Origin of the sequence: Methylobacterium oryzisoli, assembly GCF_046557895.1 — a bacterium.
Lineage (GTDB): Bacteria > Pseudomonadota > Alphaproteobacteria > Rhizobiales > Beijerinckiaceae > Methylobacterium > Methylobacterium oryzisoli.
This window is the reverse complement of record NZ_JBKIBX010000005.1, coordinates 168,192-194,301: the sequence shown is the minus strand read 5'-3', so window position 1 is coordinate 194,301 and position 26,110 is coordinate 168,192. Positions and strand designations below refer to the sequence as shown.

The 26,110-nt window shown below is 72.2% G+C and carries 26 protein-coding genes; 16 read left to right on the top strand and 10 right to left on the bottom strand.

Going from position 1 to position 26,110, the window contains the following annotated elements; all coding sequences use genetic code 11:
* Positions 1-84 precede the first annotated feature (84 nt).
* Both ACKUB9_RS07545 and ACKUB9_RS07540 read right to left on the bottom strand, forming a co-directional pair.
* The gene (locus ACKUB9_RS07545; protein WP_407519793.1) at positions 85-1,464 is read right to left on the bottom strand and encodes an ATP-binding protein; all 1,380 of its coding nucleotides are present in this window, start codon (positions 1,462-1,464) and stop codon (positions 85-87) included.
* A 16-nt stretch (positions 1,465-1,480) separates the two neighbouring features.
* The gene (locus ACKUB9_RS07540; protein ID WP_407519627.1) at positions 1,481-2,200 is read right to left on the bottom strand and encodes a response regulator; all 720 of its coding nucleotides are present in this window, start codon (positions 2,198-2,200) and stop codon (positions 1,481-1,483) included.
* 181 nt (positions 2,201-2,381) lie between these two features.
* On the opposite strand from ACKUB9_RS07540, the gene ACKUB9_RS07535 reads away from it, so the two are divergent.
* The 4 genes from ACKUB9_RS07535 (at position 2,382) to ACKUB9_RS07520 (ending at position 5,181) form a co-directional block, all read left to right on the top strand.
* On the top strand, positions 2,382-2,687 hold the full coding sequence (locus ACKUB9_RS07535) for an accessory factor UbiK family protein (RefSeq protein ID WP_407519628.1): 306 nt from the start codon (positions 2,382-2,384) through the stop codon (positions 2,685-2,687).
* A gap of 278 nt (positions 2,688-2,965) precedes the next feature.
* Entirely contained in the window at positions 2,966-3,469 is a 504-nt protein-coding gene (locus tag ACKUB9_RS07530; RefSeq protein WP_407519629.1) for a type III secretion system chaperone family protein, read from the top strand.
* 43 nt (positions 3,470-3,512) lie between these two features.
* The gene (gene proC / locus ACKUB9_RS07525) at positions 3,513-4,331 is read left to right on the top strand and encodes a pyrroline-5-carboxylate reductase (RefSeq protein ID WP_407519630.1); all 819 of its coding nucleotides are present in this window, start codon (positions 3,513-3,515) and stop codon (positions 4,329-4,331) included.
* Positions 4,332-4,434: 103 nt separating this feature from the next.
* The gene (locus ACKUB9_RS07520) at positions 4,435-5,181 is read left to right on the top strand and encodes a TetR/AcrR family transcriptional regulator (RefSeq protein WP_407519631.1); all 747 of its coding nucleotides are present in this window, start codon (positions 4,435-4,437) and stop codon (positions 5,179-5,181) included.
* Between the two features lie 37 nt (positions 5,182-5,218).
* Here ACKUB9_RS07520 and ACKUB9_RS07515 read toward each other — a convergent pair whose 3' ends face one another.
* Together ACKUB9_RS07515 and ACKUB9_RS07510 are read right to left on the bottom strand one after the other, a co-directional pair.
* Positions 5,219-5,992 (bottom strand): AprI/Inh family metalloprotease inhibitor, encoded by a 774-nt coding sequence (locus ACKUB9_RS07515; RefSeq protein WP_407519632.1) that lies wholly within the window; start codon positions 5,990-5,992, stop codon positions 5,219-5,221.
* On the bottom strand, positions 5,989-6,933 hold the full coding sequence (locus tag ACKUB9_RS07510) for a 2-hydroxyacid dehydrogenase (protein WP_407519794.1): 945 nt from the start codon (positions 6,931-6,933) through the stop codon (positions 5,989-5,991). The genes ACKUB9_RS07515 and ACKUB9_RS07510 overlap by 4 nt, the downstream gene beginning before the upstream one ends.
* Before the next feature lie 299 nt (positions 6,934-7,232).
* Here ACKUB9_RS07510 and ACKUB9_RS07505 point away from each other — a divergent pair, with 299 nt between their 5' ends.
* From ACKUB9_RS07505 to ACKUB9_RS07480, 6 genes are all read left to right on the top strand, one after another.
* A complete protein-coding gene (locus tag ACKUB9_RS07505; protein ID WP_407519633.1) occupies positions 7,233-8,327 on the top strand; it encodes an ABC transporter ATP-binding protein in 1,095 nt (364 codons plus the stop codon).
* Positions 8,328-8,455: 128 nt separating this feature from the next.
* On the top strand, positions 8,456-9,766 hold the full coding sequence (locus ACKUB9_RS07500) for an ABC transporter substrate-binding protein (RefSeq protein ID WP_407519634.1): 1,311 nt from the start codon (positions 8,456-8,458) through the stop codon (positions 9,764-9,766).
* Positions 9,767-10,033: 267 nt separating this feature from the next.
* Positions 10,034-10,978, top strand: a complete 945-nt coding sequence (locus tag ACKUB9_RS07495; protein ID WP_407519635.1) for a carbohydrate ABC transporter permease — start codon at positions 10,034-10,036, stop codon at positions 10,976-10,978.
* Positions 10,979-10,989: 11 nt separating this feature from the next.
* Positions 10,990-11,868: a carbohydrate ABC transporter permease gene (locus ACKUB9_RS07490; protein ID WP_407519637.1), complete on the top strand. Its 879-nt coding sequence runs from the start codon at positions 10,990-10,992 to the stop codon at positions 11,866-11,868.
* A 75-nt stretch (positions 11,869-11,943) separates the two neighbouring features.
* Positions 11,944-12,735, top strand: a complete 792-nt coding sequence (locus ACKUB9_RS07485) for a GntR family transcriptional regulator (protein ID WP_407519638.1) — start codon at positions 11,944-11,946, stop codon at positions 12,733-12,735.
* Between the two features lie 52 nt (positions 12,736-12,787).
* Positions 12,788-13,195 carry a hypothetical protein gene (locus ACKUB9_RS07480; RefSeq protein WP_407519639.1) on the top strand — a complete coding sequence of 136 codons (408 nt, stop codon included), beginning with the start codon at positions 12,788-12,790 and terminating at the stop codon, positions 13,193-13,195.
* A gap of 86 nt (positions 13,196-13,281) precedes the next feature.
* Here the strand turns inward: ACKUB9_RS07480 and ACKUB9_RS07475 are convergent, their stop codons facing one another.
* The 4 genes from ACKUB9_RS07475 to ACKUB9_RS07460 all read right to left on the bottom strand — a co-directional run bounded on the left by ACKUB9_RS07475 (position 13,282) and on the right by ACKUB9_RS07460 (position 17,779).
* Entirely contained in the window at positions 13,282-14,730 is a 1,449-nt protein-coding gene (locus ACKUB9_RS07475; RefSeq protein WP_407519640.1) for an amidohydrolase family protein, read from the bottom strand.
* Between the two features lie 319 nt (positions 14,731-15,049).
* On the bottom strand, positions 15,050-16,105 hold the full coding sequence (locus ACKUB9_RS07470) for an ABC transporter substrate-binding protein (protein WP_407519641.1): 1,056 nt from the start codon (positions 16,103-16,105) through the stop codon (positions 15,050-15,052).
* A gap of 53 nt (positions 16,106-16,158) precedes the next feature.
* Positions 16,159-16,926, bottom strand: a complete 768-nt coding sequence (locus ACKUB9_RS07465) for an ABC transporter permease (protein ID WP_407519642.1) — start codon at positions 16,924-16,926, stop codon at positions 16,159-16,161.
* Between the two features lies 1 nt (position 16,927).
* On the bottom strand, positions 16,928-17,779 hold the full coding sequence (locus ACKUB9_RS07460) for an ABC transporter ATP-binding protein (RefSeq protein WP_407519643.1): 852 nt from the start codon (positions 17,777-17,779) through the stop codon (positions 16,928-16,930).
* Positions 17,780-18,285: 506 nt separating this feature from the next.
* Here ACKUB9_RS07460 and ACKUB9_RS07455 point away from each other — a divergent pair.
* On the top strand, positions 18,286-18,615 hold the full coding sequence (locus ACKUB9_RS07455) for a nuclear transport factor 2 family protein (protein WP_407519795.1): 330 nt from the start codon (positions 18,286-18,288) through the stop codon (positions 18,613-18,615).
* Positions 18,616-18,723: 108 nt separating this feature from the next.
* Positions 18,724-19,965: an amidohydrolase family protein gene (locus ACKUB9_RS07450; RefSeq protein ID WP_407519644.1), complete on the top strand. Its 1,242-nt coding sequence runs from the start codon at positions 18,724-18,726 to the stop codon at positions 19,963-19,965.
* Positions 19,966-20,012: 47 nt separating this feature from the next.
* On the opposite strand, the gene ACKUB9_RS07445 is transcribed toward ACKUB9_RS07450, so the two are convergent.
* Together ACKUB9_RS07445 and ACKUB9_RS07440 are read right to left on the bottom strand one after the other, a co-directional pair.
* Positions 20,013-21,464, bottom strand: coding sequence for a polysaccharide biosynthesis protein (locus tag ACKUB9_RS07445; RefSeq protein ID WP_407519645.1), 1,452 nt, complete (start codon positions 21,462-21,464; stop codon positions 20,013-20,015).
* Between the two features lie 69 nt (positions 21,465-21,533).
* Positions 21,534-22,718, bottom strand: coding sequence for an iron-containing alcohol dehydrogenase (locus tag ACKUB9_RS07440; protein ID WP_407519646.1), 1,185 nt, complete (start codon positions 22,716-22,718; stop codon positions 21,534-21,536).
* Positions 22,719-23,148: 430 nt separating this feature from the next.
* On the opposite strand from ACKUB9_RS07440, the gene ACKUB9_RS07435 reads away from it, so the two are divergent.
* The 4 genes from ACKUB9_RS07435 (at position 23,149) to ACKUB9_RS07420 (ending at position 26,037) form a co-directional block, all read left to right on the top strand.
* Positions 23,149-24,111 (top strand): alpha/beta hydrolase, encoded by a 963-nt coding sequence (locus tag ACKUB9_RS07435; RefSeq protein WP_407519647.1) that lies wholly within the window; start codon positions 23,149-23,151, stop codon positions 24,109-24,111.
* A gap of 30 nt (positions 24,112-24,141) precedes the next feature.
* Positions 24,142-24,720, top strand: coding sequence for a metallophosphoesterase (locus ACKUB9_RS07430; protein WP_407519648.1), 579 nt, complete (start codon positions 24,142-24,144; stop codon positions 24,718-24,720).
* A 64-nt stretch (positions 24,721-24,784) separates the two neighbouring features.
* Positions 24,785-24,994, top strand: a complete 210-nt coding sequence (locus ACKUB9_RS07425) for a hypothetical protein (RefSeq protein WP_407519649.1) — start codon at positions 24,785-24,787, stop codon at positions 24,992-24,994.
* Positions 24,995-25,038: 44 nt separating this feature from the next.
* Entirely contained in the window at positions 25,039-26,037 is a 999-nt protein-coding gene (locus tag ACKUB9_RS07420; protein WP_407519650.1) for an SDR family oxidoreductase, read from the top strand.
* Positions 26,038-26,110: the final 73 nt, after the last annotated feature.

The window sequence follows — 26,110 nt, the reverse complement described above, 5'->3', positions numbered from 1 at the left end:
AGTGCCCGATCGCCACGCGATCGGGCACTGCTCCAGAGCACCTGCGGCCCGGGGACGAACCGCTTTGTGCGGCTCTCCGCCGAATCAGGCCGCCCGCCCCGGCGGGGCGGCCGCGGCGCGGGGGAGCGCGAGGCGGGCCGCGAGGCCGCGCGGATGGCGGTTCGCCAGGGTGAGGCGCCCGCCGTGGCCCTGCGCGATCGCGCTCGCGATCGACAGGCCGAGGCCGAAGCCGCCGGCCTCCGTCCGGGCGCGGTCGCCGCGCACGAAGGGCTCCAGCATCGCGGCCTGCTCGCCCTCCGGAATGCCCGGTCCCTCGTCCAGCACCTCGACGGCGACCTCGTGCAGAGCGACCTGGAGGCGCACCGCGGCGCTGCCGCCGTACTTGACGGCGTTCTCGATCAGGTTGGTGAGGGCGCGCTGCAACTCATCGGGGGCGCCCCGCACCAGGGCCGGACGGAGAGCCTCGGCCCGCACCGCCTCGCCGACATCCGCGAAGCCGTCGCAGACGGTCTGGACCAGGGAGGCGAGGTCGATGAGCGCCAGCCCCTCGCGGGTGCGCCCGTCGCGGACGAACGAGAGGGCGGCCTCCACCAGGGCGTTCATCTGGTCGAGGTCGCGCAGGAACTGCGCCCGGAGCCCCTCGTCCTCCAGAAATTCGGCGCGCAGGCGCAGGCGGGTGATCGGCGTGCGCAGGTCGTGGCTGATCGCCGCCAGCATGTGGGTGCGGTCGTCGATCAGGCCCTTGACCCGCCGGCGCATCCGGTCGAGGGCGCGGCTCACCGCCAGCACCTCCTCGGGGCCCTTCTCGGGCAGCGGCGCGAGGTCCATGCCGGTGCCGAAGGCCTCCGCCGCACCGGCGAGGCGCGCGAGCGGCGCCGTCAGCGCCCGGGCGGCCCAGACCGACAGGAGGGTGAGCGACAGGGCGAGGAAGAGCAGCGTGCCCAGGATGGCGCCGGTGAGCGGCGGCGGGCGGTCCGGCCGGGGCGGCAGGTCGGCGGCGAGCGCGAGGCTCTCGCCCCGGACGACGAGGCGGGCCGGGCGGTCGTCCCCCTCGCCCGCGCGCCCGAACCCCTCGACCGTCCAGTCCGGCCCCAGCACCCGGCGCAGTTCCTCCACCTCCTGCCCGGGGTGAGGCGCACCGCCGGGCACCACCACGCCGTCGGGCGCCGTAGCGCCCGCGGGAGCCTGCCCCGGGGTGAGCAGGGCGAAGCGCGGACCGGCGCTCCCCTGGCCGGCCGCCGCCAGCAGGGCGGGGCGCTCGCCCGGGCTCGCGGCCGCCACCATCCGGATCACCGTGGCGAGGCGGTTGGCGAGCGCGCCGGGCCGGTCCTCGACCCGCCGGATGTCCGGGCGCAGCAGCAGGAAGGCGAGGGTGAGGGCGACGTGGGTGGCGACGATGGCGGCGACCACCAGGATGGCGATCTGGCCGGCGATGCGCCGCGGCAGACGAATGCGGCCGCGCAGGCTCATCCGCGCGGTCTCACGCCCGGGTCACGGCGGGCGTGAAGACGTAGCCGCCCGAGCGGATGGTCCTGATCATCTCCGGATTGCGCGGGTCGCGCTCGATCTTCTGCCGGATGCGGCTGATCAGAACATCGATGCTGCGCTCGAACGGCCCCGGCGCCCGCCCCTGGGTCAGGTCGAGGAGCTGGTCGCGCGAGAGCACCCGGCCCGGGCGCAGGCCCATCGCGTGCAGGAGGTCGAACTCGGCGGCGGTCAGCGCCACCTGGGCACCGTCCGGGTTGAGGAGCTGGCGCAGGGCGGGGTCGAGCACGTAGCCCGCGAAGGCGAGGCGGCGCGCCCCGTCATCCTCCCGCTCCGTCCCGGCGCCGCGGCGCAGCACGGCCCTGATCCGCGCCAGGAGCTCGCGCGGGTTGAAGGGCTTGGCGAGGTAGTCGTCCGCCCCGATCTCCAGCCCGACGATGCGGTCGATCTCCTCGCCCTTGGCGGTGAGCATCAGGATCGGCACGCCCGATTGCGCGCGCAGCCGCCGGCAGATGCTCAGGCCGTCCTCGCCGGGCAGCATCAGGTCGAGGACGATCAGGTCGATGCGGGCATCGGCCATCAGCCGGTCCATCTCGCGGCCGTCCCCGGCGAGCGAGACGCGCAGGTCGTTGCCACGCAGGTAGCGGGCCACGAGCTGGCTGATCTCGCGGTCGTCCTCGACGAGCAGGATGTGGGGGGTTCCGGTCACAGACATCCTTATGCCCGAGGTCCCGCCCGCCTTGAAGCCGGGGATTTGCTTCGGAGTGTTTCCGGGGACCGCGGCCGAAAAAGAACCGCAATGTTCGGGTGCGGTCCGGGCGATTCGGGACGGCCGGATTGCAGGCATCGCGCGCGCCTCCCATCTGCGGGCGATCCTTCGAGACGAGGAGACGACCGTGCAGACCCAGAACCGCTTGCTCGACGACTTCGCCCGCCTGATGACGGATGCGGCCGGTGCCGCCCAGGGCGTGCGCCGCGAGGCCGAGACCCTGATGCGCGCGCAGGCCGAGCGCTTCATGCGCGACATGGACGTCGCCTCGCGCGAGGAGGTCGAGGTGCTGCGCGACCTCGTGACGGCCCTGCGCGGCCAGAACGACGCGCTCACGGCCCGCGTCGACGCGCTGGAGGCCAAGCTCGGCGAAACCAAGACGGCAGAGCCCAAGGCCGGCACGCGCGGCCGCAGCGGCGCGTCCACCGCCTGACCCTGCAGCCCGCCCGGCTTATTCACAGGAAGCTTCGGTGGATGGCGCCCCCGCGGCCCGCATCCCCCGGGGTTTTCGCTTTGAGTCCCGCGAGTCGCCCGGGCTATAGTGACCGGAGCACTGATTCGCCGCCGCCTTGGGGAGAGAAGTCGAACGCCTAAGCTCATCGCCTGCGGGTCAATACGTGCCGGTATTGCGATCTGCTTTGACCACGACGCCGTACCCGCGTCCCGTGACGCATCCTCCCCCCGCTCGGACGAGCCAAGAACCGGATCGACATGACCCAACTGCACATCGACGACCTCGAGCGCGCCGAGCATCCGCTCGATGTCGTCGAACGTCTCGCCTCCCTGCACGACTGGATCTTCGATCGGGCCGAGACCGACGAGATGTCCGTGGCGGTGGCGGGCAAGTGGACCGAGTACCATGTCGCCTACACGTGGATCGAGGACGTCGAGGCCCTGCACGTCGCCTCAGCCTTCGACCTGAAGGTGCCGGTCCGCCGCCGCACCGAGGTGCTGCAGCTCGTCTCGCTCGTGAACGAGCAGCTCTGGGTCGGGCATTTCGACCTGTGGAGCGGCGAGGACGTGGTGATGTTCCGCCACTCCCTGCTGCTCACCGGCGGCGCCGAGCCGACCCACCGGCAGTGCGAGATGATGCTGAAATCGGCCATCGACGCCTGCGAGCGCTACTTCCAGGCCTTCCAGTTCGTGATCTGGGCCGGCAAGTCCGCCCGCGAGGCGCTCGACGCCGTGCTGTTCGAGACCGAGGGCGAGGCGTAGACAGGCCGCTGCCCGCACTGCCTGCGCTTCGTACGGTGCCCCGATGACCGCCACAGACCTTCCCGCCTCCCTCGTCCTCGTCGGTGCCGGCAAGATGGGCGGCGCCATGCTGGAGGGCTGGCTCGCCGGGGGTCTCGACGGCGCGCGCATCGCGGTCGTGGATCCCGGGGCCTCGCCCGACATGGCCGCTCTCTGCGCGGCGCGCGGCATCGCCCTCAATCCGGCGCGGCTCGATCCGCCGGAGGCGCTGGTCCTCGCCATCAAGCCGCAGGGGCTCGACGCGGCGGCGGATTCGGTGGCAGCGCTCGCCGGCCCCGACACCCTCGTGATCTCGGTGCTGGCCGGCAAGACCATCGCGAACCTCAAGGCGCGCCTGCCGCAGGCCCGCGCCGTGGTGCGGGCGATGCCCAATCTCCCGGCCAGCATCGGCCGGGGCGCCACCGGCGCGGCGGCGAGCCCCGAGACCGACGCGCGCCAGCGCCGCGTGGCCGACGCGCTCCTGTCAGGGATCGGCCTCGTGGAGTGGATCGCCGACGAGGGGCTGATCGACGCCGTGACGGCGGTGTCGGGCTCGGGGCCGGCCTACGTCTTCCTGCTCGCCGAGGCGCTGGCCGCGGCGGGCGCCGCCGCCGGGCTGCCGCCCGAGATCGCCGCGCGCCTCGCCCGGCAGACCGTGGCAGGGGCGGGCGCCCTCCTGGCCGAGAGCCCGCTCGACGCCGAGACCCTGCGGCGCAACGTGACCTCGCCGGGCGGCACCACCGCGGCGGCGCTCGGCGTGCTGATGGCGGAGGGCGGCCTGCCCGATCTCCTGCGCGAGGCGGTGGAGGCGGCCCGGCGCCGATCGGCCGAGCTGTCGGGCTGACGGCCCGTCCTCGGACAGCCCGCCGCACCGCCCTGCCGAAAGCCGGCGGAGTGCCTACATCCGGGGCATGGAATCGCAGGACGAGCCCGCACCGGAGCACCCCATGGCCCGCAAGCCCAGAACCGAGGATCCCGGGACCGAGGATCGGACGAGCCCGGCCGCCCGCCCGCCGCGGGAGGCGATCGTCGAGGCGCTGATGCGGCTCGCCGCCGAGCAGCCCTGGCACGACATCGAGATCACCGACATCGCCCGCGAGGCGGGGGTCAGCCTGTCGGAGTTCCGCGACCTCTTCCCGTCGAAGGGCGCGGTGCTCGGCGGCTTTGCCCGCATGATGGACAAGGCGGTGCTGGCCGGCACCACCGACGACCTCGCCGACGAACCGCCGCGCGAGCGGCTGTTCGACGTGCTGATGCGCCGCCTCGACGCGATGGCGCCCTACAAGACGGCGCTGCGCCGGATCGCCTTCGCGCTGCGCACCGATCCGCTCTCGCTCGCGGCGCTGAACGGCGTCGCCCTCAACTCGCAGCGCTTCATGCTGGCGGCGGCCGGCATCAGCACCGAGGGGCCGCTCGGGCGCGTGAAGCTGCAGGGCGTGGTGATCGCCTTCGCGCGCACGATGGAGACGTGGTTCGAGGACGACGATCCATCCCTCGCCCGCACCATGGCCCGGCTCGACCGCGAGATCCGCAACGGCGAGCGCTTCATGGAACGGGCCGAGGACGTGCGCCGCCTCACCGCCCCGTTCCGGGCGCTGGGCCGCTCGCTCGTGGAGCGGGGCAGCCGCCGCGCCCGCCGCCCGCGCGAGGAGGCGGACGACGACCGGCTCGACCGGGACCCGGTGGCGCTCTGAGCCGACGCGGCACGCCTTCGGCGAAGGAGGCCGCAGCTCAGGGAGCGACCCGGCGCAGCACGAAGGTGGTGCCCGTCTCCGGGTCGCGGCGCCAGCGCCCGTCCCCGAACGGCACCAGCCCGACGCTGTGGCCGCGCCGGGCGAACAGGGTGATGCGGCCCTCGTCGTAGCGCCACGACACCGGATCGAACACCGTGAGGCCGAGGTCGCGGCAGCCGTCGAGCACCCGCAGGGAGCCGGCGTCGAGGGCGAGCCGGCAGGTGTCCTTCTCGGTGAAGCGATCGAGGGCGTAGACGCCCGCGACCCCCTCCGGCGGCGGAGCCGCGGGCGGGCGGGGCTCGGCCTTCGGCAGCGCCGCCCGGACCACGGGCGGCGGCTCGGGGGGCGCGGCCCGCGGTCCCTCCGGCGCGATCCCGTAGCGCTCGCCGGAGGTGGCGGCCGCGCTCAGCGGACCGGGCGTCTCCGGCAGGGGAAAATCCAGCACCGGCGCGTTCGCCTCGTCGAGGAAGCGCAGCGCGCCGTCCTCCAGCCGCCAGCGCGCCAGGCGGCCGACGATCGGCAGCGCCCGGCGGCAGCCCGCCGGGAAGCGCACGGTCTGGCCGGCGGTGGCGTCGGTCGCCAGCATGACGACGCAGCGCCGGGGCGTCCCGTCGAGGGAGAGCGCCCAGGCCCCCGCGGCCTCGGCCGCGTTGCGCGGCCGGGTCGGGTCGGGCGCTGCGCCGGAGGGCGCCGCGGCGGTGGGCCTCGCGCCGCCGAGCGCCGCGAGCGCGAGGCCCGTGGCGAGCGCGAGAGCCGGTCGCCCTCGGGTCACGGGTTCGTCCGCGGCCAGGGCGTCTCCACGACCGGCGTGCGGGGCCCCTTGCCGGAGAACCACGACACGAGGTTGTCCACCACGAGCTGCCCCATGGCGGTGCGGGTGTGGACCGAGGCCGAGCCGACATGGGGCAGCAGCACGGTGTGCTCCTGCGCGATCAGCCCCGCCGGCACCCGCGGCTCGTCCGCGAAGACGTCGAGGCCGGCGCTCTGGATCGTGCCGTCCGCGAGCGCCGCGATCAGCGCCTCCTCGTCCACGAGGGTGCCGCGCGCCACGTTGATGAGAATCCCCTCGGGGCCGAGCGCCTGGAGCACCTCCCGGTTGACGATGCCCTTCGTCTCGGGACCGCCCGGGGCCACCACCATCAGCACGTCGACCGCACGGGCGAGGTCGAGGAGCGTGGCGTGATAGGCGTAGGGCACGTCCGCCTGCCGCGAGCGGCCGTGATAGGATATCTCGACCCCGAACGCCTCCAGCCGGTGGGCGATGGCCCGCCCGATCCGCCCGAGCCCGAGGATGCCGATGCGCCGCCCGCGCAGGGTGCCGGTGAGCGGATAGGGTTTTTCCAGCCATTGGCCCGCCCGCAGGTAGCGGTCGACCTGCGGGATCTGCCGCAGCGTGGCCAGCAGCAGGCCGATGGCGAGGTCCGCCACCTCGTCGGTGAGCACGTCCGGGGTGTTGGTGACGACGATCCCCCGACGGCCGGCCTCCGCCGCGTCGATCGTGTCGTAGCCCACGCCGAAATTCGCGATGATCTCCAGCTTGGGCAGCCGGTCGAGGAGCGCCCCGTCCACCCGCACGCCGCTCACCGCCATGCCCCGCGCCCGCGGACCGATCTCGGCGAGGAAACGGTCGGTGTCCCCGGCCGGATCGGCCCGGTGCAGGGTGAAGTGCCGATCGAGCGCCTCGGTGATGAGCGGCATCATCGGTCGCAGCATGATGACGTCTGTGGATTTCAAGTAACTCTCCCAACGTAACGTCCCGCCTGCGCCCATCCGACGATGTGCGCAGGACAGGGGCGCTTGATCTCGCGCCCGCGTCAACCGATGATGGCCCCGAACGAGGAGAGGCGGCAAGCCGCCCGCCCAGAGGGAAGGAAACGCGATGACGCCCGGCGACAGCAGCCGACGCCGCACGGACGGCCGCCTATCGATGGCAGCGCTGCCACAGCCTCTCTGCACTCCTCTCCGGATTTCTGGCCGGCCCGGCGCGGCCGCGGTCGCAGCGAGGTGACGCGATGGCCGGACTCGAGATCAGGAACGTCCAGAAATCCTTCGGCACGACGCCGATCCTGCACGGCGTCTCGATCGACATCCAGGACGGAGAGTTCGTGATCCTCGTCGGCCCCTCGGGCTGCGGGAAGTCGACCCTGCTGCGCATGATCGCGGGGCTGGAAAATATCACGGCGGGCGAGATCCGGATCGGCTCGCGCGTCGTCAACGCGGTGCCGCCCAAGGAGCGCGACATCGCGATGGTCTTCCAGAACTACGCGCTCTACCCGCACATGACCGTGCGGGACAACATGGCCTTCTCGCTCAGGCTCAGGAAGGCGCCGAAGGACGAGACGGCCACGCGGGTGAACCGCGCCGCCGCGATCCTCGGCCTGGAGAAGCTGCTCGACCGCTACCCGCGCCAGCTCTCGGGCGGGCAGCGCCAGCGCGTCGCCATGGGGCGGGCCATCGTGCGCGACCCGCAGGTCTTCCTGTTCGACGAGCCGCTCTCCAACCTCGACGCCAAGCTGCGCGTGGCCATGCGCGCCGAGATCAAGGAGCTGCACCAGCGCCTGCGCACCACCACCGTCTACGTCACCCACGACCAGATCGAGGCCATGACCATGGCCGACAAGATCGTGGTGATGCACGACGGCAACGTCGAGCAGATCGGCGCGCCCCTCGAACTCTACGACCGGCCCGACAACATGTTCGTGGCCGGCTTCATCGGCTCGCCGGCCATGAACTTCCTGAAGGGCCAGGTGACCGGCAACGCCTTCCGCACCGACGGCGGCCTCACCCTGCCGCTGCCCACCCGCGGGGCGCGCCCGGCGGACGGTCAGCGCGCCGTCTACGGCCTGCGGCCCGAGCACGTGCGCCTCGCGGAGGGCGGCGTGCCGGTGGAGGTGGCGGTGGTGGAGCCCACCGGCTCCGAGACGCTGGTGCTGGTGCGCCCGCCCGGCGAGAGCGCCGGGACCGACCTCGTGAAGGATCTCGGGCGCGACATGGCCTGCGTCTTCCGCGACCGCATCTCGGCCAAGCCGGGCGAGCGCATCGCGATCACCGCGGATCCGGGCCTCGTGCACCTCTTCGATGCCGAGAGCGGCCGCCGCCTGAGCTGAGCGCCGGGCCGGACGAACCGGCCCGTCCGATCCGTTCTCCGAAGAGGGGCTCGTGCCCCTCGCGACACCCGCAGAGGGGCGCGCGAAGCCCCCGCCGACACCGACCCACGATCCGGGAGTTACGCCAGATGACCTCGTTCGACCGCCGTTCGATCCTGAAGGGAGGCGCCGCGCTTGGCCTCGCCTCCGCCGCCGGCCTCGACGGCTTCGCCCGCGCCTGGGCGCAGGAGAACCAGTGGAAGCCGGAGGCCGGGGCCTCGCTCAAGCTCCTGCGCTGGAAGCGCTTCATCCCCTCCGAGGACGAGGCCTTCATGCGGCTCGTGGACGCCTTCACCAAGGCGACCGGCGTGCCGGTGAGCGTCACGAGCGAGTCCTTCGACGACATCCAGCCCAAGGCGTCGGTGGCGGCCAATACCGGCCAGGGGCCGGACATGGTCTGGGGCCTCTACTCCTTCCCGGCGCTTTTTCCGTCGAAGTGCCTCGAAGTCGGCGACGTGGCCGACTACCTCGGCAAGAAGTACGGCGGCTGGGTGCCGGCGGCCGAGGCCTACGGCAAGGTGAAGGGCAAGTGGATCGCGATCCCGATGGCCTTCAACGGCGGCTACATCAACTACCGCATCTCCTCGGTGAAGAAGGCCGGGTTCGACAAGGTGCCGGAGGACCTCGACGGCTTCCTCGAACTGTGCCGGGCGATGAAGAAGAACAACACGCCGTGCGGTTTCGCGCTCGGCCACGCCACCGGCGACGGCAATTCCTGGGCGCACTGGGCGCTGTGGTCGCACGACGCCTACCTGGTCGACGCCAACGAGAAGATCATCATCAACAGTCCTGAGACCGCCAAGGCGCTGGAATACGTCAAGAACCTCTACCAGACGTTCATTCCCGGCACCGTCTCGTGGAACGACTCGTCCAACAACAAGGCTTTTCTGTCCGGCGACCTGCACCTGACCAACAACGGCATCTCGATCTACGCCACGGCGAAGACCGAGCGGAAGGACATCGCCGAGGACATGGACCACGCGGTCTATCCGGTCGGCAAGTCCGGTAAGCCGACCGAGTTCCAGCTCGCCTTCCCGATCCTGGCCTACACCTACACGAAGGCCCCGAACGCCTGCAAAGCCTTCATGGCCTTCGCGCTGGAAGCGCAGAACTACAACGCGTGGCTGGAGGCCTCGCAGGGCTACCTCTGCCACCCGCTCAACGCCTACGCCAACAACCCGATCTGGACGGCGGACCCCAAGAACAAGGTGTTTCGCGAGGCCTCAACCCGCACGCTGGCGGCGGGCGGCCTCGCGCCGGTGAGCGAGAAGGTGGCGGCGGTGCTGGCCGACTTCGTCGTCATCGACATGTTCGCCGCCTACTGCACCGGACGCGACGACGCGAAGGGCGCCATCCGCACCGCGGAGCGGCAGGCCCAGCGCATCTTCCGCTCGTCCTGATCTCGTGAAGCGCGGGATCCCTTCTCCCGTGCGGGAGAAGGGTAGGGATGAGGGTCCCGGGAGGGAGCCGCAGTGAAACACAGGGCGTGGTGAGGGGAGCGGGACGGTTCAGAACTCACTCCGGCCGGTAGTGCTGGTCGCCGATACCGTCCCGTCTACTTGCTGCACCCTCCCGGGACCCTCACCCCTGCCCCTCTCCCGCACGGGAGAGGGGTTCCCTGCGCCAAGCTCGTCGAAGAATCCGCCCGCTCGTTGAAGGAGGCCCGCATGGCCGACATCGCCCTCGACCGCCCGGCGGCTGCCAGCCGCGAGGGCGCCTCCACCTGGGGCCGCCTGCGCACCAGCCGCGGCTGGCTCGGCCTGTGGTTCATGATGCCGGCGGCGCTGATCCTGCTGCTGTTCCTGGCCTTCCCGCTGGTGAAGGGGATCTGGCTGTCCTTCACGGACACCCGCATCGGCCGGGGCGGCGCCTTCGTGGGCCTGGAGAACTACGAGTGGCTGTGGGACGACAGCGTCTTCTGGCTCTCGGTGTTCAACACGCTGCTCTACACCACCATCGCCTCGGTGGCGAAGTTCGGCATCGGCCTCTACCTCGCGCTGCTGCTCAACAAGCGGCTGCCGTTCAAGGCGCTGATCCGCTCGATCGTGCTGATCCCCTTCGTCGTGCCGACCGTGCTCTCGGCGCTCGCCTTCTGGTGGATCTTCGACAGCCAGTTCTCGATCATCTCGTGGTCGCTGCGCCATCTCGGCCTGCTCGACCACAACATCGACTTCCTGGGCGATCCCACCTGGGCGCGCACCTGCGTGATCTTCGCCAACATCTGGCGCGGGGTGCCCTTCATCGCGATCACGCTGCTCGCCGGGCTGCAGACCGTCTCGCCCTCGCTCTACGAGGCCGCCACCATCGACGGCGCCACGCCCTGGCAGAACTTCCGCCACATCACCTTCCCGCTCCTGACCCCGATCATCGCGGTGGTGATGACCTTCTCGGTGCTGTTCACCTTCACGGACTTCCAGCTGATCTGGGCCATGACCCGCGGCGGGCCGGTGAACGCCACGCACCTGATGGCGACGCTGTCCTACCAGCGCGGCATCCTCTCGGGCAGCCTCGGCGAGGGCGCGGCGATCGCCACCGCGATGGTGCCCTTCCTGATGCTGGCGATCATGATCTCGTGGTTCGGCCTGCAGAACCGCAAATGGCAATCCGGCTGAGGAGCGCGCAGATGGCCGACACGACCGCCGACCACTCCGAGGGCATGGCCTATCTCGACACGCTGCCGCGCCGCATCGTGACGGTCTACCTGCCCCTCATCGTCATCCTGGTGGTGCTGCTCTTCCCGTTCTACTGGATGGCGCTCACCGCCATCAAACCGGACGAGCAGCTCATCGACATGGACACCTACAACCCGTTCTGGGTGGTGTCCCCCACGCTCAAGCACATCTCGAAGCTGCTGTTCGAGACGCAGTACCCGGTCTGGCTCTGGAACACGATGTTCGTCTCGGTGGCGGCGACCATCCTGTCGCTGTTCGCCAGCGTGCTCGCCGCCTACGCGATCGTGCGCATCCGCTACAGGGGCGCGGCGCTCGTCGGCGGCGCGATCTTCCTCGCCTACCTCGTGCCGCCCTCGATCCTGTTCATCCCGCTCGCCACCATCATCCAGGCCTACGGGCTGTTCGACTCGCCGCTCGCGCTGATCCTCGTCTACCCGACCATCCTGATCCCGTTCTCCACTTGGCTCCTGATGGGCTACTTCAAGACGATTCCCTACGAGCTGGAGGAGTGCGCGCTCATCGACGGGGCCGGGCGCTGGCAGATCCTGACCAAGATCATCCTGCCGCTCGCGGTGCCGGGCCTGATCTCGGCCGGCATCTTTTCGCTGACGCTGTGCTGGAACGAGTTCATCTACGCGCTCACCTTCCTGTCCTCGACCCCGAACAAGACCGTGCCGGTGGCGGTGGTGAGCGAGTTCGTGGACGGCGACATCTACCGCTGGGGCTCGCTGATGGCGGGCGCGCTGGTGGGCTCGCTACCGCTCGTGATCCTCTACTCGTTCTTCGTCGAGCACTACGTCTCGGCCATGACGGGCGCGGTGAAGGAGTAGCGGCCGGGCTCTATACAGACGGCCCGGAATGCCCGAGCCTGGAGGGACGCACCCCGCCCCTCCCCGGCCCTCCGCATGACCCGCGCCCCGCGCCCCGCCAAGATCACGCCTTCTGCCAAGAACCCGGCCTCGGCCAAGATCGTTCGTCTCGCGGGGTCGCGCCCCCCGGCGCCGGCCGACCGGGGCACGGCGATCTATGCGGCCCTGCGCCGGGCGATCATCGAGCAGGCGCTCAAGCCCGGCGCGAAGCTGCCCGAGGACGCGATCGGGGCGAATTTCGGCGTCAGCCGCACCATCGTGCGCACCGCCCTGCGGCAGCTCGCGGCGGAGGGGCTGGTCGAGATCCGGCGCAACCGCGGGGCGAGCGTCGCGCGCCCGAGCTGGGAGGAGGCGGGCGACATCTTCGCCATCCGCCTCGCCCTCGAACGCCTCGTCGTCGAGCGCCTCGCCGGGCGTCTCACCCCCGATCAGGTCGCGCGCCTCAAGGAGCACGCCGCGCGCGAGGACGGGGCGCGGGGCGTGAACGAGCCGCATTCCGTGCGCCTCGCCACCGAGTTCCACGTGATGCTCGCCGAGATGACCGGCAGCGAGGTGCTGGCGCGCTACGTCGGCGAGGTGGTGTGGCGCTGCGGCTTGACGCTGACCCTCTACAGCCGCCCGCATTCCTCGGAATGCGGGGTGAACGAGCACCGGGAGATCATCGCGGCCCTGGAGGCGGGCGACGCCGCCCGCGCGGTGGCGGTGATGGACGCTCACCTCTCGGGCGTGGTCGCCCGCGCGCTGATCGCGCCCACCCCGAAGAGCACGGATCTGTCGGATATTTTGCGGCGCTACACCGACGATCAGGACCTCGACCCGCCGGCTTGACCGCATGTGCACCGTCTTGGGGGTCCCCGATGAGAGTGAGGACGGATCGTCCGTGACGCAGGAAGCGGTTGCGAAGGAGACCCTGCGCTACGTCCGCCTGGAATCCGGCGGGTGGGTCGGGCAGATCGGCCATGTCCGCGTGTATGTGAGCGACGAGGAGGGCGCGCCGAGCCGCGCCCAGGCTGCCGTGGCGGCGATGGTGGCCCGCGCCCTCCCGGCCCTGCGGGAGGCGGCGTCGGCCTATCTCGACACCTTCGTGGACAGGCGCAAGGCGTGCGGCAGCGCGCAGGAGCCGTGGTGGCTCGACGAGATCGACGTCCGCGACCGCGCCGGGAAGGAACGGATCTCCTGCGCGCTGCTCTTCACCCTGCACGGCGACGACGGCGGCCTGTGGACGGTCGACATGCAGGAATCCGTGGAAGGCCACCGGCCGTTCCGGTTCGAACGACGGCAAGGCTGATCGGGCTAGGGCCTCGTCCGGCGCCGCCTGCCCGCACCGGCGCTCGGCCGGGCGCGTGACCGGTTCGTGCGGGCGATGCGACCGCCTCACCCGCAGCCGATCCGCCGCCCGTACCACTCCCGCAGCGCCGCCTCATAACGCGGCCACGCCCGGAGCAGCGGGTGGTGCGGAACGCTGGCGCGGTAGCGTGCCCGCAGCTCGGCCTCGGCGGCGGGCAGATCGAGGCCGGTGACGCGGCCCTCGGCGACGATGCGCCGACCCGCCACCACCACCTCGCGCACATGCGCCGCCGTGGCGCGCGCGAACACGAGATCGAGGGGGGCGACGGGCAGGATCGCGTCGCGGTCGAGAGCGTCGAGGTCGAGGACGAGGAGGTCGGCGGGCGCGCCGGGCGCCAGCGCCCCGTCCCCCGGCGCGCCGAGCGCAGCGCGGCCGACCGCCACCGCCTCCATCAGGAAGCGGCGGCGGTCGTCCGGGCCGTCGAAGCCCCAGGGGCCGTGCACCGCCTGGACCAGCCGCATCTCCCTCAGCATGTCGTCGTCCTCGTCGAAGGCGAGGCCGTCGAGGCCGACGCAGACCCGGCACCCTTGCGCCCGCGCCTCCCGAACCGGGCCGAGGCCGGAGCGCAGATGCAGGTTCGAGCTGAAGTTGGTGACGATCGTCGCGCCGGCCTCCGCGATCATCGCCCGCTCGGCGTCGTCCGCGTAGGTCGCGTGCGCCAGCGTCAGGCGCGGCGAGAGCAGGCCGATCTCTTTCAGGTAAGGCACCAGCCCCTGCGAAAACTCCCGCCGCGCCCAGTCGCGCTGGTAGCGCGTCTCCAAGAGGTGCATGTGCACGCGCCGGCCCGTCGCGGCCGAGCGCTCGGCGATCGCCTCCAGCAACGGGCGGCTGCACCATTGCACGCCGGCCGGCCCGAACTGAACCGACACGGTCGGCCCCTCGATCGCCGCCGCGATGGCCTCCGTGAGCGCGGTGTAGTCCGCCGGCGGCATCGCCGGGCGCAGGAAGGCGGCCTCGATCTCGCGGCGGATCGCGGCCGGCAGGCCGCCCAGCACGTCCTCCTCCGGGCCGTAGACCAGCGGGTGGTTGTCTCGCACGGCGAGCGCGAAGGCGAGCCGCACCCCGACGTCTCGGGCGGCCCGGGCCACCTCGCGCGCCTCGTCGAGGAGGGGCATCGCGCCGCTCGGGCGGGTGTAGTGCACCATCACGGCGGCGCAGCCCGCCCGCGCCGCCCGCGCCAGCGGCGCCGCCGCAGCGAGGTAGGGATCGGGCGGCGTCGCCAGGATCGAGCGCGGCAGCCACGTCTCCAGCGGCAGGAACGCCGCCCCGAACGAGGTCAGCGAAAGCGGCCGGGCGTGGTCGTGCGCGTTGACCAGCGCCGGCATCACGAGGCGGCGCGGACCGTCCGCCGCCGCGGTCGTGTCGATCGCCGCGATCGTGTCGATCGCCGCGATCGTGTCACCGTCGATCCGCAGCGCGGCGCCCGGCGCGTGGGCGAGGCTGGGGCCGAGGAGCGCGTCACCGGCGATGATCATGGCGGCCTCCTGGCGGACGCGCCGGTCACGGCGACGCGCGAAGCCCCTCGCTCAGCGCGCTGTCCCATCCTTCCCGTCGCAAGAGGAGCGCGGGATCCCTTCTCCCGTGCGGGAGAAGGGTAGGGATGAGGGTCCCGGGAGGGTGCCGCAGTGACGCTGAGCGGGTGGTGAGGGGAGCGGAACGGTTCCGGCTCACGCTCGGACGGCAGTGCTGGTAGCGGGCGCCGTTCCGCCTTCTTGCGGCACCCTCCCGGGACCCTCACCCCTGCCCCTCTCCCGCTCGGGAGAGGGGTTCCCTGCGCTGCGGTCGGCCTCCGTCCTACTTCTTCACGTAGACCAGCTCCCGCTCGGCCTTCGGCGGAAGGAACTGGCGGGAAAAGACCGCGCCCAGCTCCGGCTGGCGCGGCAGGTCGTAGCCCGCCGCGACGAGGCCGATGGCGCGCGCGAGGCGGTCGTCCTTGAGGTCGCCGACGCCGATCTCCTTCATCTCCGGCGAGACGATGAGCGTGTCGTAGGAGTATTGCAGCCGGCGTTTCTCCACCGTCGCGTTGACGAGGTTGTCGAACTTCACCACGGCGTCCATGCCGAGATCCTGGTCGCGGCCGATCTCGATCACCGCCCGGTTGATGGCGCGCACGAGGCCCGCCACCGCCTTCGGGTTCTCCTTGATGAGTTTTTGCGACACCATCACGCCGTTCGAGTACAGGTCGAGACCGTGATCGCCGAACTTGATCCAGGAAAAATCCTTGTCCGGATCCTGCCGGTTCAACACGAGGTTGAAGTAGCTCGTGATGTTGAAGACCAGCGCGGCGTCGATCTGGCCCTGGAGGAGCATCGGCTCCTGCAGGTTCGGCGCCATGTTGCTGAGCTTGATCTTGGCGAGATCGAGCCCGTTGGTCTTGGCGAAGACCGGCAGCATGCGGGTGGTGGGGGTGCCCTGGGCGCCGCCCACCGTCCGGCCCTCAAGGTCCTTCGGGGTCTTGATGCCGCTCGACGCCTTCGAGACGATCGCGAAGGGCGGCTGATTCCAGAGCTGGTAGACCATCACCGGCGCGTCGGCGGGGCGGGTCGCGGCGTTCTGGATGATGGCGTTGATGTCGCCGAAGCCCGCGTCGTAGGCCCCGCCCATGATCCGGGTCACGGTCGCGCCCGAGCCCTCGCCCTGGTCGATCACGACGGTCAGCCCTTCTTCCTTGAAGTAGCCCTTGTCGCGGGCGAGGAAGAAGGCGGCGTCGCTCCCCTGCGTCTTCCAGCCGAGGGTGAACTTGACCGTCGTCTGCGCGACGGCCGTGCCCGCGGCGAGACACAGCGCCAGCGTGGCGGCGAGGCGGATGAACATCGTCGGCACTCCCGTGATCCGCGCCCGCAGGCGCATGATTGGCTTGTCTCCGGCATCGTGTTCGCCGCCGCTCCGGCGACGGTGCTGGGTCAGACGGCGATCTCGCGCTTGCGGGTGGCCCAGCCGGTCACCCGCGCCTCGACGAGCGAGAAGGCGGCGTAGAGCGCGATGCCGAGCCCCGCGAGGATGAACAGCCCCGCGAAGGCGAGCGGCACGTCGAAGTTGGAGGAGGCGGCCATCATCACGTTGCCGATGCCGCGGTTCGACGCCACGGTCTCGGCCAGGACGGTGCCGACGAACGCGTAGGTCACCGCCACCTTCAGCGAGGCGAAGAAGAACGGCATCGTGCGCGGCAGGCCGACATTCCAGAGGATGTCGAGCTTCGAGGCGCCGAGCGCCTTGAGCACGTCCTCCAGCTCCGGCTCGGTGGTGGCGAGCCCGGTGGCGATGTTCACGACGATCGGGAAGAAGCAGATGACGAGCGAGGTGAGCACCGCCGGCACCGTGCCCGACCCGAACCACAGGACGAAGATCGGCACCACCGCCACCTTCGGGATCGACGAGAAGCCGATCAGCAGCGGGTAGGCGGTGTCGTAGGCCAGCCGCGACACGCCGATCACCGCCCCGATCAGCAGACCGGTGAGGACGCCGAGCGCGAAGCCGAGCATCGTGGTCCCGAGGGTCTGGAGCATGTGCGGCCACAGCACGGGCGCGCGGGCGACCAGCGTCGCGAGGATCTGGCTCGGGCGCGGCAAAACAAGGTCCGAGATGCCGAGGGCGACGCACAGCACCTCCCAGGCGGCGAAGAAGCCGACGATCAGCAGGACCGCGAACAGGCGCTGGCGCAACCGGTCCATGTCAGGCGCTCCCGGCGCGCGCGCTCACGATGAGATCGCGCAGGCGGTGGTTGAGGGCGACGAAATCCGGCTCGTAGGTCATCGCGACCGTGCGCGGGCGCGGAAAGGCGACGGGCGAGTCGTCGAGGATGCGGCCGGGCCGCGCGCTCATCACGCAGATGCGGCTGGCGAGGTAGCCCGCCTCGCGCAGGTCGTGCGTCACGAGGAGCACGGTGGGCTGCCGGTCGATCCAGAGGTCCTGCAAGACACCCCACAATTCCTCGCGGGTGAACTGGTCGAGGGCTCCGAACGGCTCGTCGAGCAGCAGGAGCTGCGGCTCGTGGATCAGCGCCCGGCACAGGTTGGCCCGCTGCAGCATGCCGCCGGACAATTGCCAGGGGTAACTGCCGGCGAATCCCTTGAGCCCGACCTGATCGAGCAGCGCGTGGGCGCGGTCGCGAAAGGCCGTGCGCCGCTTGGCCCGGAACTGGGAGCGAAAGGGCTCCACGATCCGCAGCGGCAGCATCACGTTGCGCTCGATGGTGAGCCACGGGAGCATGGTCGGGTTCTGGAACGCCATGCCGATGCGCAGCGCCTTCGCGCCCGCCTCGCGCCCACCGACGATCACCGCCCCGCGGCTGGGCTGGATCAGCCCGGCGGCGAGCCTCAGGATCGTGGACTTGCCGCAGCCGGAGGGCCCGACGAGGGCCAGGAACTCGCCCGCGCGGATGTCGAGCGTCGTCGGCGCCAGCGCCGCCACCGCCGCGGCGCCCCGCCCGAAGGTGACAGCGGCATCCTCCAGCTCGATCGCCTTGGCGCGCGGGAGCGCGGCCGGGGGATCGGAGGCACGGGGGAGCGAGGCGAGCGCGGTCATGCGAGCCGCGCAGCAGGTTTCGTGCCAAGCGTATACGATCCGTGGGTGCGGCTGGGGCGCGTGGTCAGATATTTGGAGCGCGGGGATCCCCTCTCCCGTGCGGGAGAGGGGCAGGGGATCGAAGATCCCGCGTGAGCGTCCCGGGAGGGTGGCGCAGGTAGGCGGAACGCTGCCGCTGCCAGCACGATGGTTAGAGTTTAACCCTGACCCGTTCCGCTCCCCTCACCACGTTCTGCGCTTCACTGCGGCTCCCTCCCGGGACCCTCATCCCTACCCTTCTCCCGCACGGGAGAAGGGATTCCGCGCTGGTCCGGCGACGGACCGCGACTGCTCAGCGTTCGGGCACGATCTGCCCATAAAACGGTATACAATCTCGCGGCAGCCCGCTCTATCCTCTGCCCCAGGAGGCGCCGATGACCCAGCCGCTCGCCAGCCCGAGATCCTACGACCCCGCGCACGAGGCCGCCGAGGCGGCCCGGATCGTCGATGCCTTTCTGGAGGCCTCGATGCGCCCCGACCCGGTCGCCGCGGCGGCCTTCATGGCGCCGGACGTGCGCATCGTGTTCACGGGCGGACGGCTGTTCGGGCATCCGGGCGAGGCCACGGCCTTCAACGCGGCGCGCTACCGCTGGGTGAAGAAGCGCATCCTGCGCAACGACGTGGTGCCGGGGCCCGAGGAGACGGTCGTCTACAACCTCGGCACCCTCTACGGCGAGTGGCCGGACGGCACGCCCTTCGAGGGCAACCGCTACGTCGACCGCTTCGTGATCCGCGGCGGCGTCATCGTCTCGCAGGAGGTCTGGAACGACAGCGCCGAGCGCATCCTCTCGCGCTGAGCGGAGCCGCCTGAGCGGCTCCGTCTATCTTGTTGTTTTTGCATCATTTCTAGCGCCGAACCGGTATCCACTTCGGCGAATGATGCTGCCCACGACCGCCTGACGCCGATGAGCCTCGATCACCTGTTCACCAATGCCCGCCTGCCCGGACGGCCGCACGAGACGGTCGACATCGCGGTGCGCGCCGGGCGCTTCGTCGCCGTGGAGCCGGGCCTGCGGGCGGAGTGCCCGCCGGAGGATCTGGGCGGGCGGCTCGTCGTGCCGGGTTTCGTCGAGACCCATCTCCACCTCGACAAGGCCTGCCTGCTCGGCCGCTGCGAGTGCGGCGGCGGCACGCTGCAGGAGGCGCTGGCCGCGGTGGCGCGGGCCAAGCGCGACTTCACCGAGGAGGACGTGTACGCCCGCGCCCGCACGGCGCTGGAACGGGCGATCGGCCACGGCACCACGCGCATCCGCACCCACGTGGAGGTCGATCCCCGCATCGGCCTGACGAGTTTCCGGGCGCTCCAACGCCTCAAGGCCGACTACGCCTGGGCGGTGGACCTCGACCTCTGCGTCTTCCCGCAGGAGGGGCTGCTGGACGATCCCGGCTGCGAGGAGGTGCTGGTGGCGGCCCTCGACGCGGGCGCGGACCTGATCGGCGGCGTGCCCTACACCGACCGCGACGCCGACGGGCACGTGGCGCGCATCTTCGCCCTGGCGCGGCGCTACGGCGTCGACATCGACTTCCACCTCGATTTCGACTTGGACCCGTCGTGGCTGCGCCTCGACGAGGTCTGCCGCCAGACGGAGGCGCACGGCTACGGCGGGCGGGTGGCGATCGGCCACGTCACCAAGCTCTCGGCCCTGCCGCCGAAGGCCTTCGAGGCGGCGGCCCGGCGCCTCGCGGGAGCCGGCGTCGCCGTCACGGTGCTGCCCGCCACCGACCTCTTCCTGCTCGGCCGCGAGCACGACCACAACGTGCCGCGCGGCGTGACGCATGCCCACCGCCTCGCCGCCCTCGGGGTGACCTGCTCGATCTCGACCAACAACGTGCTCAACCCCTTCACGCCCTACGGCGACTGCTCGCTGGTGCGGATGGCGAATCTCTACGCCAACGTGGCGCAGGTGGCGGCGCCCGCGGACCTTGCCCGCTGCCTCGACCTCATCACGGACTCCTCCGCGCGGCTGATGCGCCTGTCCGATTACGGCATCGCCCCGGGCCGGCCGGCCGACCTCGTGGTCCTCGACGCCGCCGACCCAGCCGAGGCGGTCTGCGCCGTCAGCCCGGTCCTGTTCGGCCTGAAGCGGGGACGGCGCACCTTCACCCGGCCGGCGCCGCGCCTGCATCCGCCGCAGGCGGCCGGCTGAGGGCCGCGCGGGCGCGCGGCGAGGCACCGTCGGGCACCGGCCCGGACTCAGCGCGCCTCCATCTCCGGGCCGCGCGCCGGCCCGACCGTGCCGGGCCGGGCCATGCGCCGCTGCAGCGCGTCGCGCAGCCCGCCCGCGTTGAGGCCGACGAGCAGGCCGCCATAGACCAGGGTGCCGAGGAGGCCGGTGCCGATCAGCGCCAGCCAGGGCGTCTCCAGGGAGCGCAGCGGCCACGTCGCTCCGGCCATGGCGGCGGTGGCGGCCAGCACGGCCAGCGCGTCGCGCGCGGGTGGCCAGCAGGCCCTGGCCCGCGCGGCCGCCCATCCCGCCGCGAGGGCGCCCGCGAGCAGGCCGCCGGCATGCGCGACGGCGAGGCCCTCGATCCCCGCCCGGGGCAGCACGAGCCAGACCAGGGCGGCGTCCACCGCGAGCGCCGCCACGGCGCTGCCGATCAGGATGCCGGTGCGGCCGGAGAGCTGGAAGATCGGGTTGAGGCCGAACTGCGCGAAGCAGAACGCGACCGTGCCGGGCACCAGGATGATGCTGAGGTCGCCGAAGGCGCCGCGATAGGCCGCCGGGATGAAGAGCGCCTGCAGGGCCGGCATGGCGACGACGTAGGCGGTGCCGAGGAAGCACAGCACCGCGCCGACGACCAGCATGTTGGTGGCCACCTGCCGGTGGCCCGCCGCCTCCCCGGACTCGGCGCGGCGCCGCAGCGCGAGCTGGAACAGGAAGACGTCGAGCGCCGCCCCGACCGAGACGAGCAGCCGGATCGTCAGGTCGGTGGCGAGCGAGAGCTGGCCGGCCGCCGCGAGGCCGAACGCGTCCACCCCGAGGCTGCGGTTGGTCAGGAGAATCGCCTGATAGACGAGGTTCGCCCCGACGATCGGCAGGCCGTAGCGGGCGAAGGTCGCGACCTCGGACCGCCGCGCCTGCGCGAGAGGGGCCGGGTGGCGGTCGAGCGAGGCCCGCACCGTCAGGGTGGCCAGCACCGTGCACAGCGCCATCACGGCGATCACCCAGGCCGCGCTCCCGAGGCAGGCCGCCGCGGCCACGCCCAGGACCAGCGCGAGGCTGTTTTTCGAGGCGACCAGCCAGAGATAGGTCCGGTCGCGAAACAGGGCCCGCGCCTCGGCGGCCCGGAACTCGAAGCGCGCGTTCGCCACCGCCGTGACGGCGACGAGGACGACCGGCACGCCCGCCACGCCGATCCCGAGGCCGTGCAGGACGAGGGCGAGGCACAGGATCGCCAGGGCGATGCCGCCGTAGCCGGCCTCCAGGCTCGCCTTGAGGGAGGACGAGGCGGGGTTCGCCGCATCGCCCGAGAACCGCGTCGTGGACAGGCGCAGCCAGTCGAACAGGGCCGTGCAGACGAGGACGGCCGCCGTCGCCGCGACTGCGAACCGCCCGTACTCCTCCGGCCCGAGCACGCCCGCCACCACGAGGCCGAGCAGCAGGTTGAAGCCCGCATTGCAGATGAAGGTGAGGACGATGGTCACTCGGGGGAGCCCGCCACGGCGCTGGCCCCAGGCCTAGCGGCAAAGCCCTAAGCGCGGGTTATGCGGGCCTCACCCCGCGTCCGCGGGCACCGGCCGGGTGCGGCCGTCGAGGGCCTCCGAGTAGATCGCGAAGGCGTCCGCGAAGGTGACCTCGCGCGGGTTGTTCACGAGGAGGCGCGTCTGCTTCATCGCGTCCGCGGCGAGCCGCGGCAGGTCCGCCTCGCCGATCCCGACCGCCGCCAGGGAGGCCGGCACCGCGCAGTCGCGGCACAGCGCGTCGAGCGCCGCGACGAAGCGGCCGGCGGCCGGCGGCAGCCCGGCCGCCGCAGGATCGAGGAGCGGCGCGAGCTCGGCGTAGAGGCCCGCGGCCTCCGGCAGGTTGAAGCGCATCACGCCCATCAGCACGAGGGCGTTCGAGAGGCCGTGGGGCACGTGGAAGAGCGCGCCGATCGGATAGGCGAGCGCGTGCACCGCCGCCACGGGGGCGTTCGCGAAGGCCATGCCGGCGAGCATCGAGCCGAGCAGCATCCCGGCCCGGGCCTCGACATCGCCTCCGTCCCGGCAGGCGGTGCGGATGTGGCCGGCGAGCAGCGCCAGCGCCTGCCGGGCGAGCTGGTCGGAGATCGGGTTCTTGCGGTGGCGGCTGGTATAGGCCTCGATGGCGTGCACCATCGCGTCGATGCCCGTCGCCGCCGTGACGGCGGGCGGCAGGCCGAGGGTGAGTTCGGGGTCGAGCACCGCCCAGTCGGGCAGGAGGCGGGGCGAGACCACGCCCTTCTTCTCGCTCGTCGGCGTCGTCACGATCGAGATCGGCGTCACCTCGGAGCCGGTGCCGGCGGTGGTCGGCACCAGGACGAGGGGCAGGCGCGGCCCCGTGGCGAGGCCGACGCCGTAGATGTCGTCCAGCCGGTCGTGGCTGCGCGCGAGGTAGGCGACGAGCTTCGCCGTATCGAGGGCCGAACCGCCGCCGATCGACAGGACGAGGTCGCATTCCTGTGCCCGCGCCTGGGCGGTGGCGGCCTCGATCACCGCGGCGGGCGGGTCGGCCGCCACGTCGTCGAACACGCCGAGATGCATCCCGGCCTGCGCCAGCGCCGCCTCCGCCCGCGCGGTCAGCCCCGCCCCGCGCACGCCGCGGTCGGTCACGAGCAGGACCCGCCGGGCGCCGAGCGCCCCGACGATCTCGGGCAGCTTCGCCGAGGCCCCGGCCTCGAACAGGATGTTGGGGCAGGTCTGGAACGTGAAGGGCGTCATGGGCGCGGGTCCTCGGCGGCGGCTCGATGGTGGGGATCCGGAGCCCTGCGCCGTTCCGGTCCCGAACGCAGGACCGTCGCGGCAGGGCTCGCCGGCCGCTGCCGGCCCCTCCCCGGACGGGCGCGGGCGCCTCGCCGCGCGGGGCGGATCATGCTGGCGCGGACCGTCCCTGTCCAATGCCGATTGGCGGCCTGCGAGGCCGATCGGCGGCCCGGCGCCGCTCGGCCGCTTGCCGGGGCGCGCCGCAGCCCGACATTACCCCGCAACGACGACAGGGAGGACGCACATGGGCTGGATGCACTTGGGCTGGGTGCACATGGGCTGGACGCGATCGCTCGCCCGCGGGGCCGCATTCGGGGCGGTCCTTCTCGCGGGAGCGCCGGGCGCAGGAGCGCAGGAAACCGGAGCGCCGAGGGCCGGGCCACGGCTCGTGACCGAGGAGATGATGGTGCCGGCCGGCGAGCCGGGCCTGTCGCTCTACGTGCGCAACAAGCGACCGGCCGACATGACCACCTTCCGGCCCGAGCGCACCGTGCTGTTCGTCCACGGCTCGACCTACCCGGCCGAGACCGCCTTCGACCTGCCGCTCGGCGGCCAGTCGTGGATGGAGTACATCGCGGCGCGCGGCTACGACGTCTACCTCGTGGACGTGCGCGGCTACGGGCGCTCGACCCGGCCGCCCGCGATGGCCGAGCGGCCGGAGGCGAACCCGCCGATCGCCCGCACCGAGACCGCCGCGAAGGACGTCGGCAGCGCCGTCGAGGCGATCCTCAAGCGCCGCAACATCGAGCGGCTGACCCTGATCGGATGGTCGTGGGGCACGACCATCATGGCGACCTACACGACGCAGAACCCGGACAAGGTGGCGCGCCTCGTCCTCTACGCGCCGCAATGGATCCGCACCACGCCGAGCCTCGTCCAGACCGGCCCCGGGCCGATCCCGGCCTACCGCACCGTGCGCAAGGACCAGGCGCGGGAGCGCTGGCTCAACGGCGTGCCGGAGGACAAGAAGGCGGGCCTGATCCCGGCCGGGTGGTTCGAGCAATGGGCGGACGCCACCTGGGCGAGCGATCCGGAGAGCGGGAAGTCCGATCCGCCGCTCCTGCGCGCGCCGAACGGCACCGTGGCCGACACGGCCGAGTTCTGGAACGCGGGCAAGCCCGTCTACGATCCGGCCCGGATCACCGTGCCGGTGCTGCTCGTCGCGGCGGAATGGGACCGCGATACGCCCGCCTATATGCGCCAGACCCTGTTTCCGCTCCTCGTCAACGCGCCGACGAAGCGCATGGTGGAACTCGGCGAGGGCACCCACACCATCATCATGGAGCGCAACCGCCTCGACCTCTTCCGGGCGGTGCAGGCCTTCCTGGACGAGGGCGAGGCCGGCCGCTAGCCGCACGGACCGCCGCGCGTCGCGGCCGGCATGGCGACCTACTTCACCGCCGACACACATTTCGGCGATGCCCACGTCCTGCGCCAGCGCGCCGCGCACTTCGCCGGCCTGGAGGCGCATGACGAGGCGCTGATCCGCCTCTGGAACGAGACGGTGTCGGCGAACGACGAGGTCTGGCACCTCGGCGACTTCGCCGCCGGGGCGAGCCGGCTGCGCTGCCGCGAGATTTTCTCGCGGCTCAACGGCACCAAGCGGCTGGTGCGCTGCAACCACGACACCAACCGCGTGCTGGGCCTGCCCTGGGCCGATCCGCCCGTCGAGAGCGCCCGGATCCGGGTGGCGGACGGGGCGGGCGCAGAGTGCCGCCTCTTCCTCGCCCACTATGCCCACCGCGCTTGGCCGGGCCTGTGGCGGGGCACGCGCCACCTCTACGGGCACACCCACGGCACGCTGCCGGACACGCGCCGCTCCTGCGACGTCGGCGTGGATGCCTGGGACTACCGGCCGGTCGGCCTTCCGGACCTCGTCGCGCGCCAGAAGGCGGCGACGCTCGTGCCGGAAGAGTTGCAGCGGGACGCCGCGCGGCCGGTGCCGCCTGCGTCCGAATGACCGCGGCCCGAAACATTCCGGGCGCCGGGGCGTCGCCTCCGCGACATACCCGTAGGAGGTACCCATGGCCCAGAAGACGCACTCGGTCGAGGACAGGAAACCCATCAACCCGCTCGAACGCCAGGAGCGCAGCGGCGTCGCCGACGGCACCGATCCGGCGGCCGAGCCGGTCGCGCGCAGCCGCCACGGCAGCGGCGTCGAGGCCGATCCGCCGGAGGCGGACCGGACGGAGGATGCCCCGACGCCGCCCGCGCGCGGCACGAGCAAGACCTGAACTCCCGCCAGCCGCACCCGACGCCACGCAGGAACGATCATCGTATGGATTCGAACGAGCAGAGCGCCCTCTCCCGCCGCCAGATCGTCGCCGGCGTGGGCGGCGGGCTCGCGGCGGCGGCCGCGGCCGGGCCGGCCTCCGCCGCTCCCGGCCCGGCCGCCCAGCCCCTCACCGACCCGACGACCAAGTATCCACGGCCGCCCTTCCGGCGGCAGTCGCAGCCCTGGCCCGGCCTCGCGGGCCGGATGGAGCCGCGGCCGGACCACGGCGAGGAGAGCTACCGCGGCGCGGGACGGCTCCTGGGCCGCAAGGCGCTGATCACTGGGGGTGATTCGGGCATGGGGCGAGCCGCCGCCATCGCGTTCGCGCGCGAGGGCGCCGACGTCGCCATCGCCTACCTGCCCGACGAGGAGGCGGATGCGCGCGAGGTGCTGGCGCTGATCAGGGATGCGGGCCGGACGGGCGTCGCGATCCCGGGCGATCTGCGCGACGAACGCTACTGCACGGATCTCGTCGCCCGCGCGGTGCAGGGGCTCGGCGGGCTCGACATCCTGGTGAGCAACGCGGCGCGCCAGCAGGCCCACGCCTCGATCCTCGACATCACCAGCGAGCAGTTCGACTGGACGATGAAGACGAACATCTACGCGCCGTTCTGGCTCATCAAGGCCGCCCTGCCCCACCTGAAGCCCGGCGCGAGCATCATCGCCACCACCTCCGAGCAGGCCACCGACCCGACGCCCGACCTGTACGACTACGCGCAGACCAAGGCGGCCACGACCAACTTCGTGCGCTCGCTCGCCAAGCAGCTCGGGCCGAAGGGCATCCGGGTGAACGGCGTGGCGCCGGGGCCGATCTGGACGCCGCTGCAGGTGACGGGAGGTGCCGCGCCGGAGAAGCTGGAGCGCTTCGGCGGGCAGACGCCGCTCGGGCGGCCGGGCCAGCCGGCCGAATTGTGCGGCATCTACGTGCAGCTCGCGGCCGCGGATGGCAGCTTCGCCACCGGTCAGGTCTACGGCGCGGCCGGCGGGAGCGGGCTGCCCTGACGCGGCGGACCGGCCGGAAGCGGGGAGAGGGCGCGTGACGATGACACTCGCGGATCTGGTCGGGCGCGCGGCG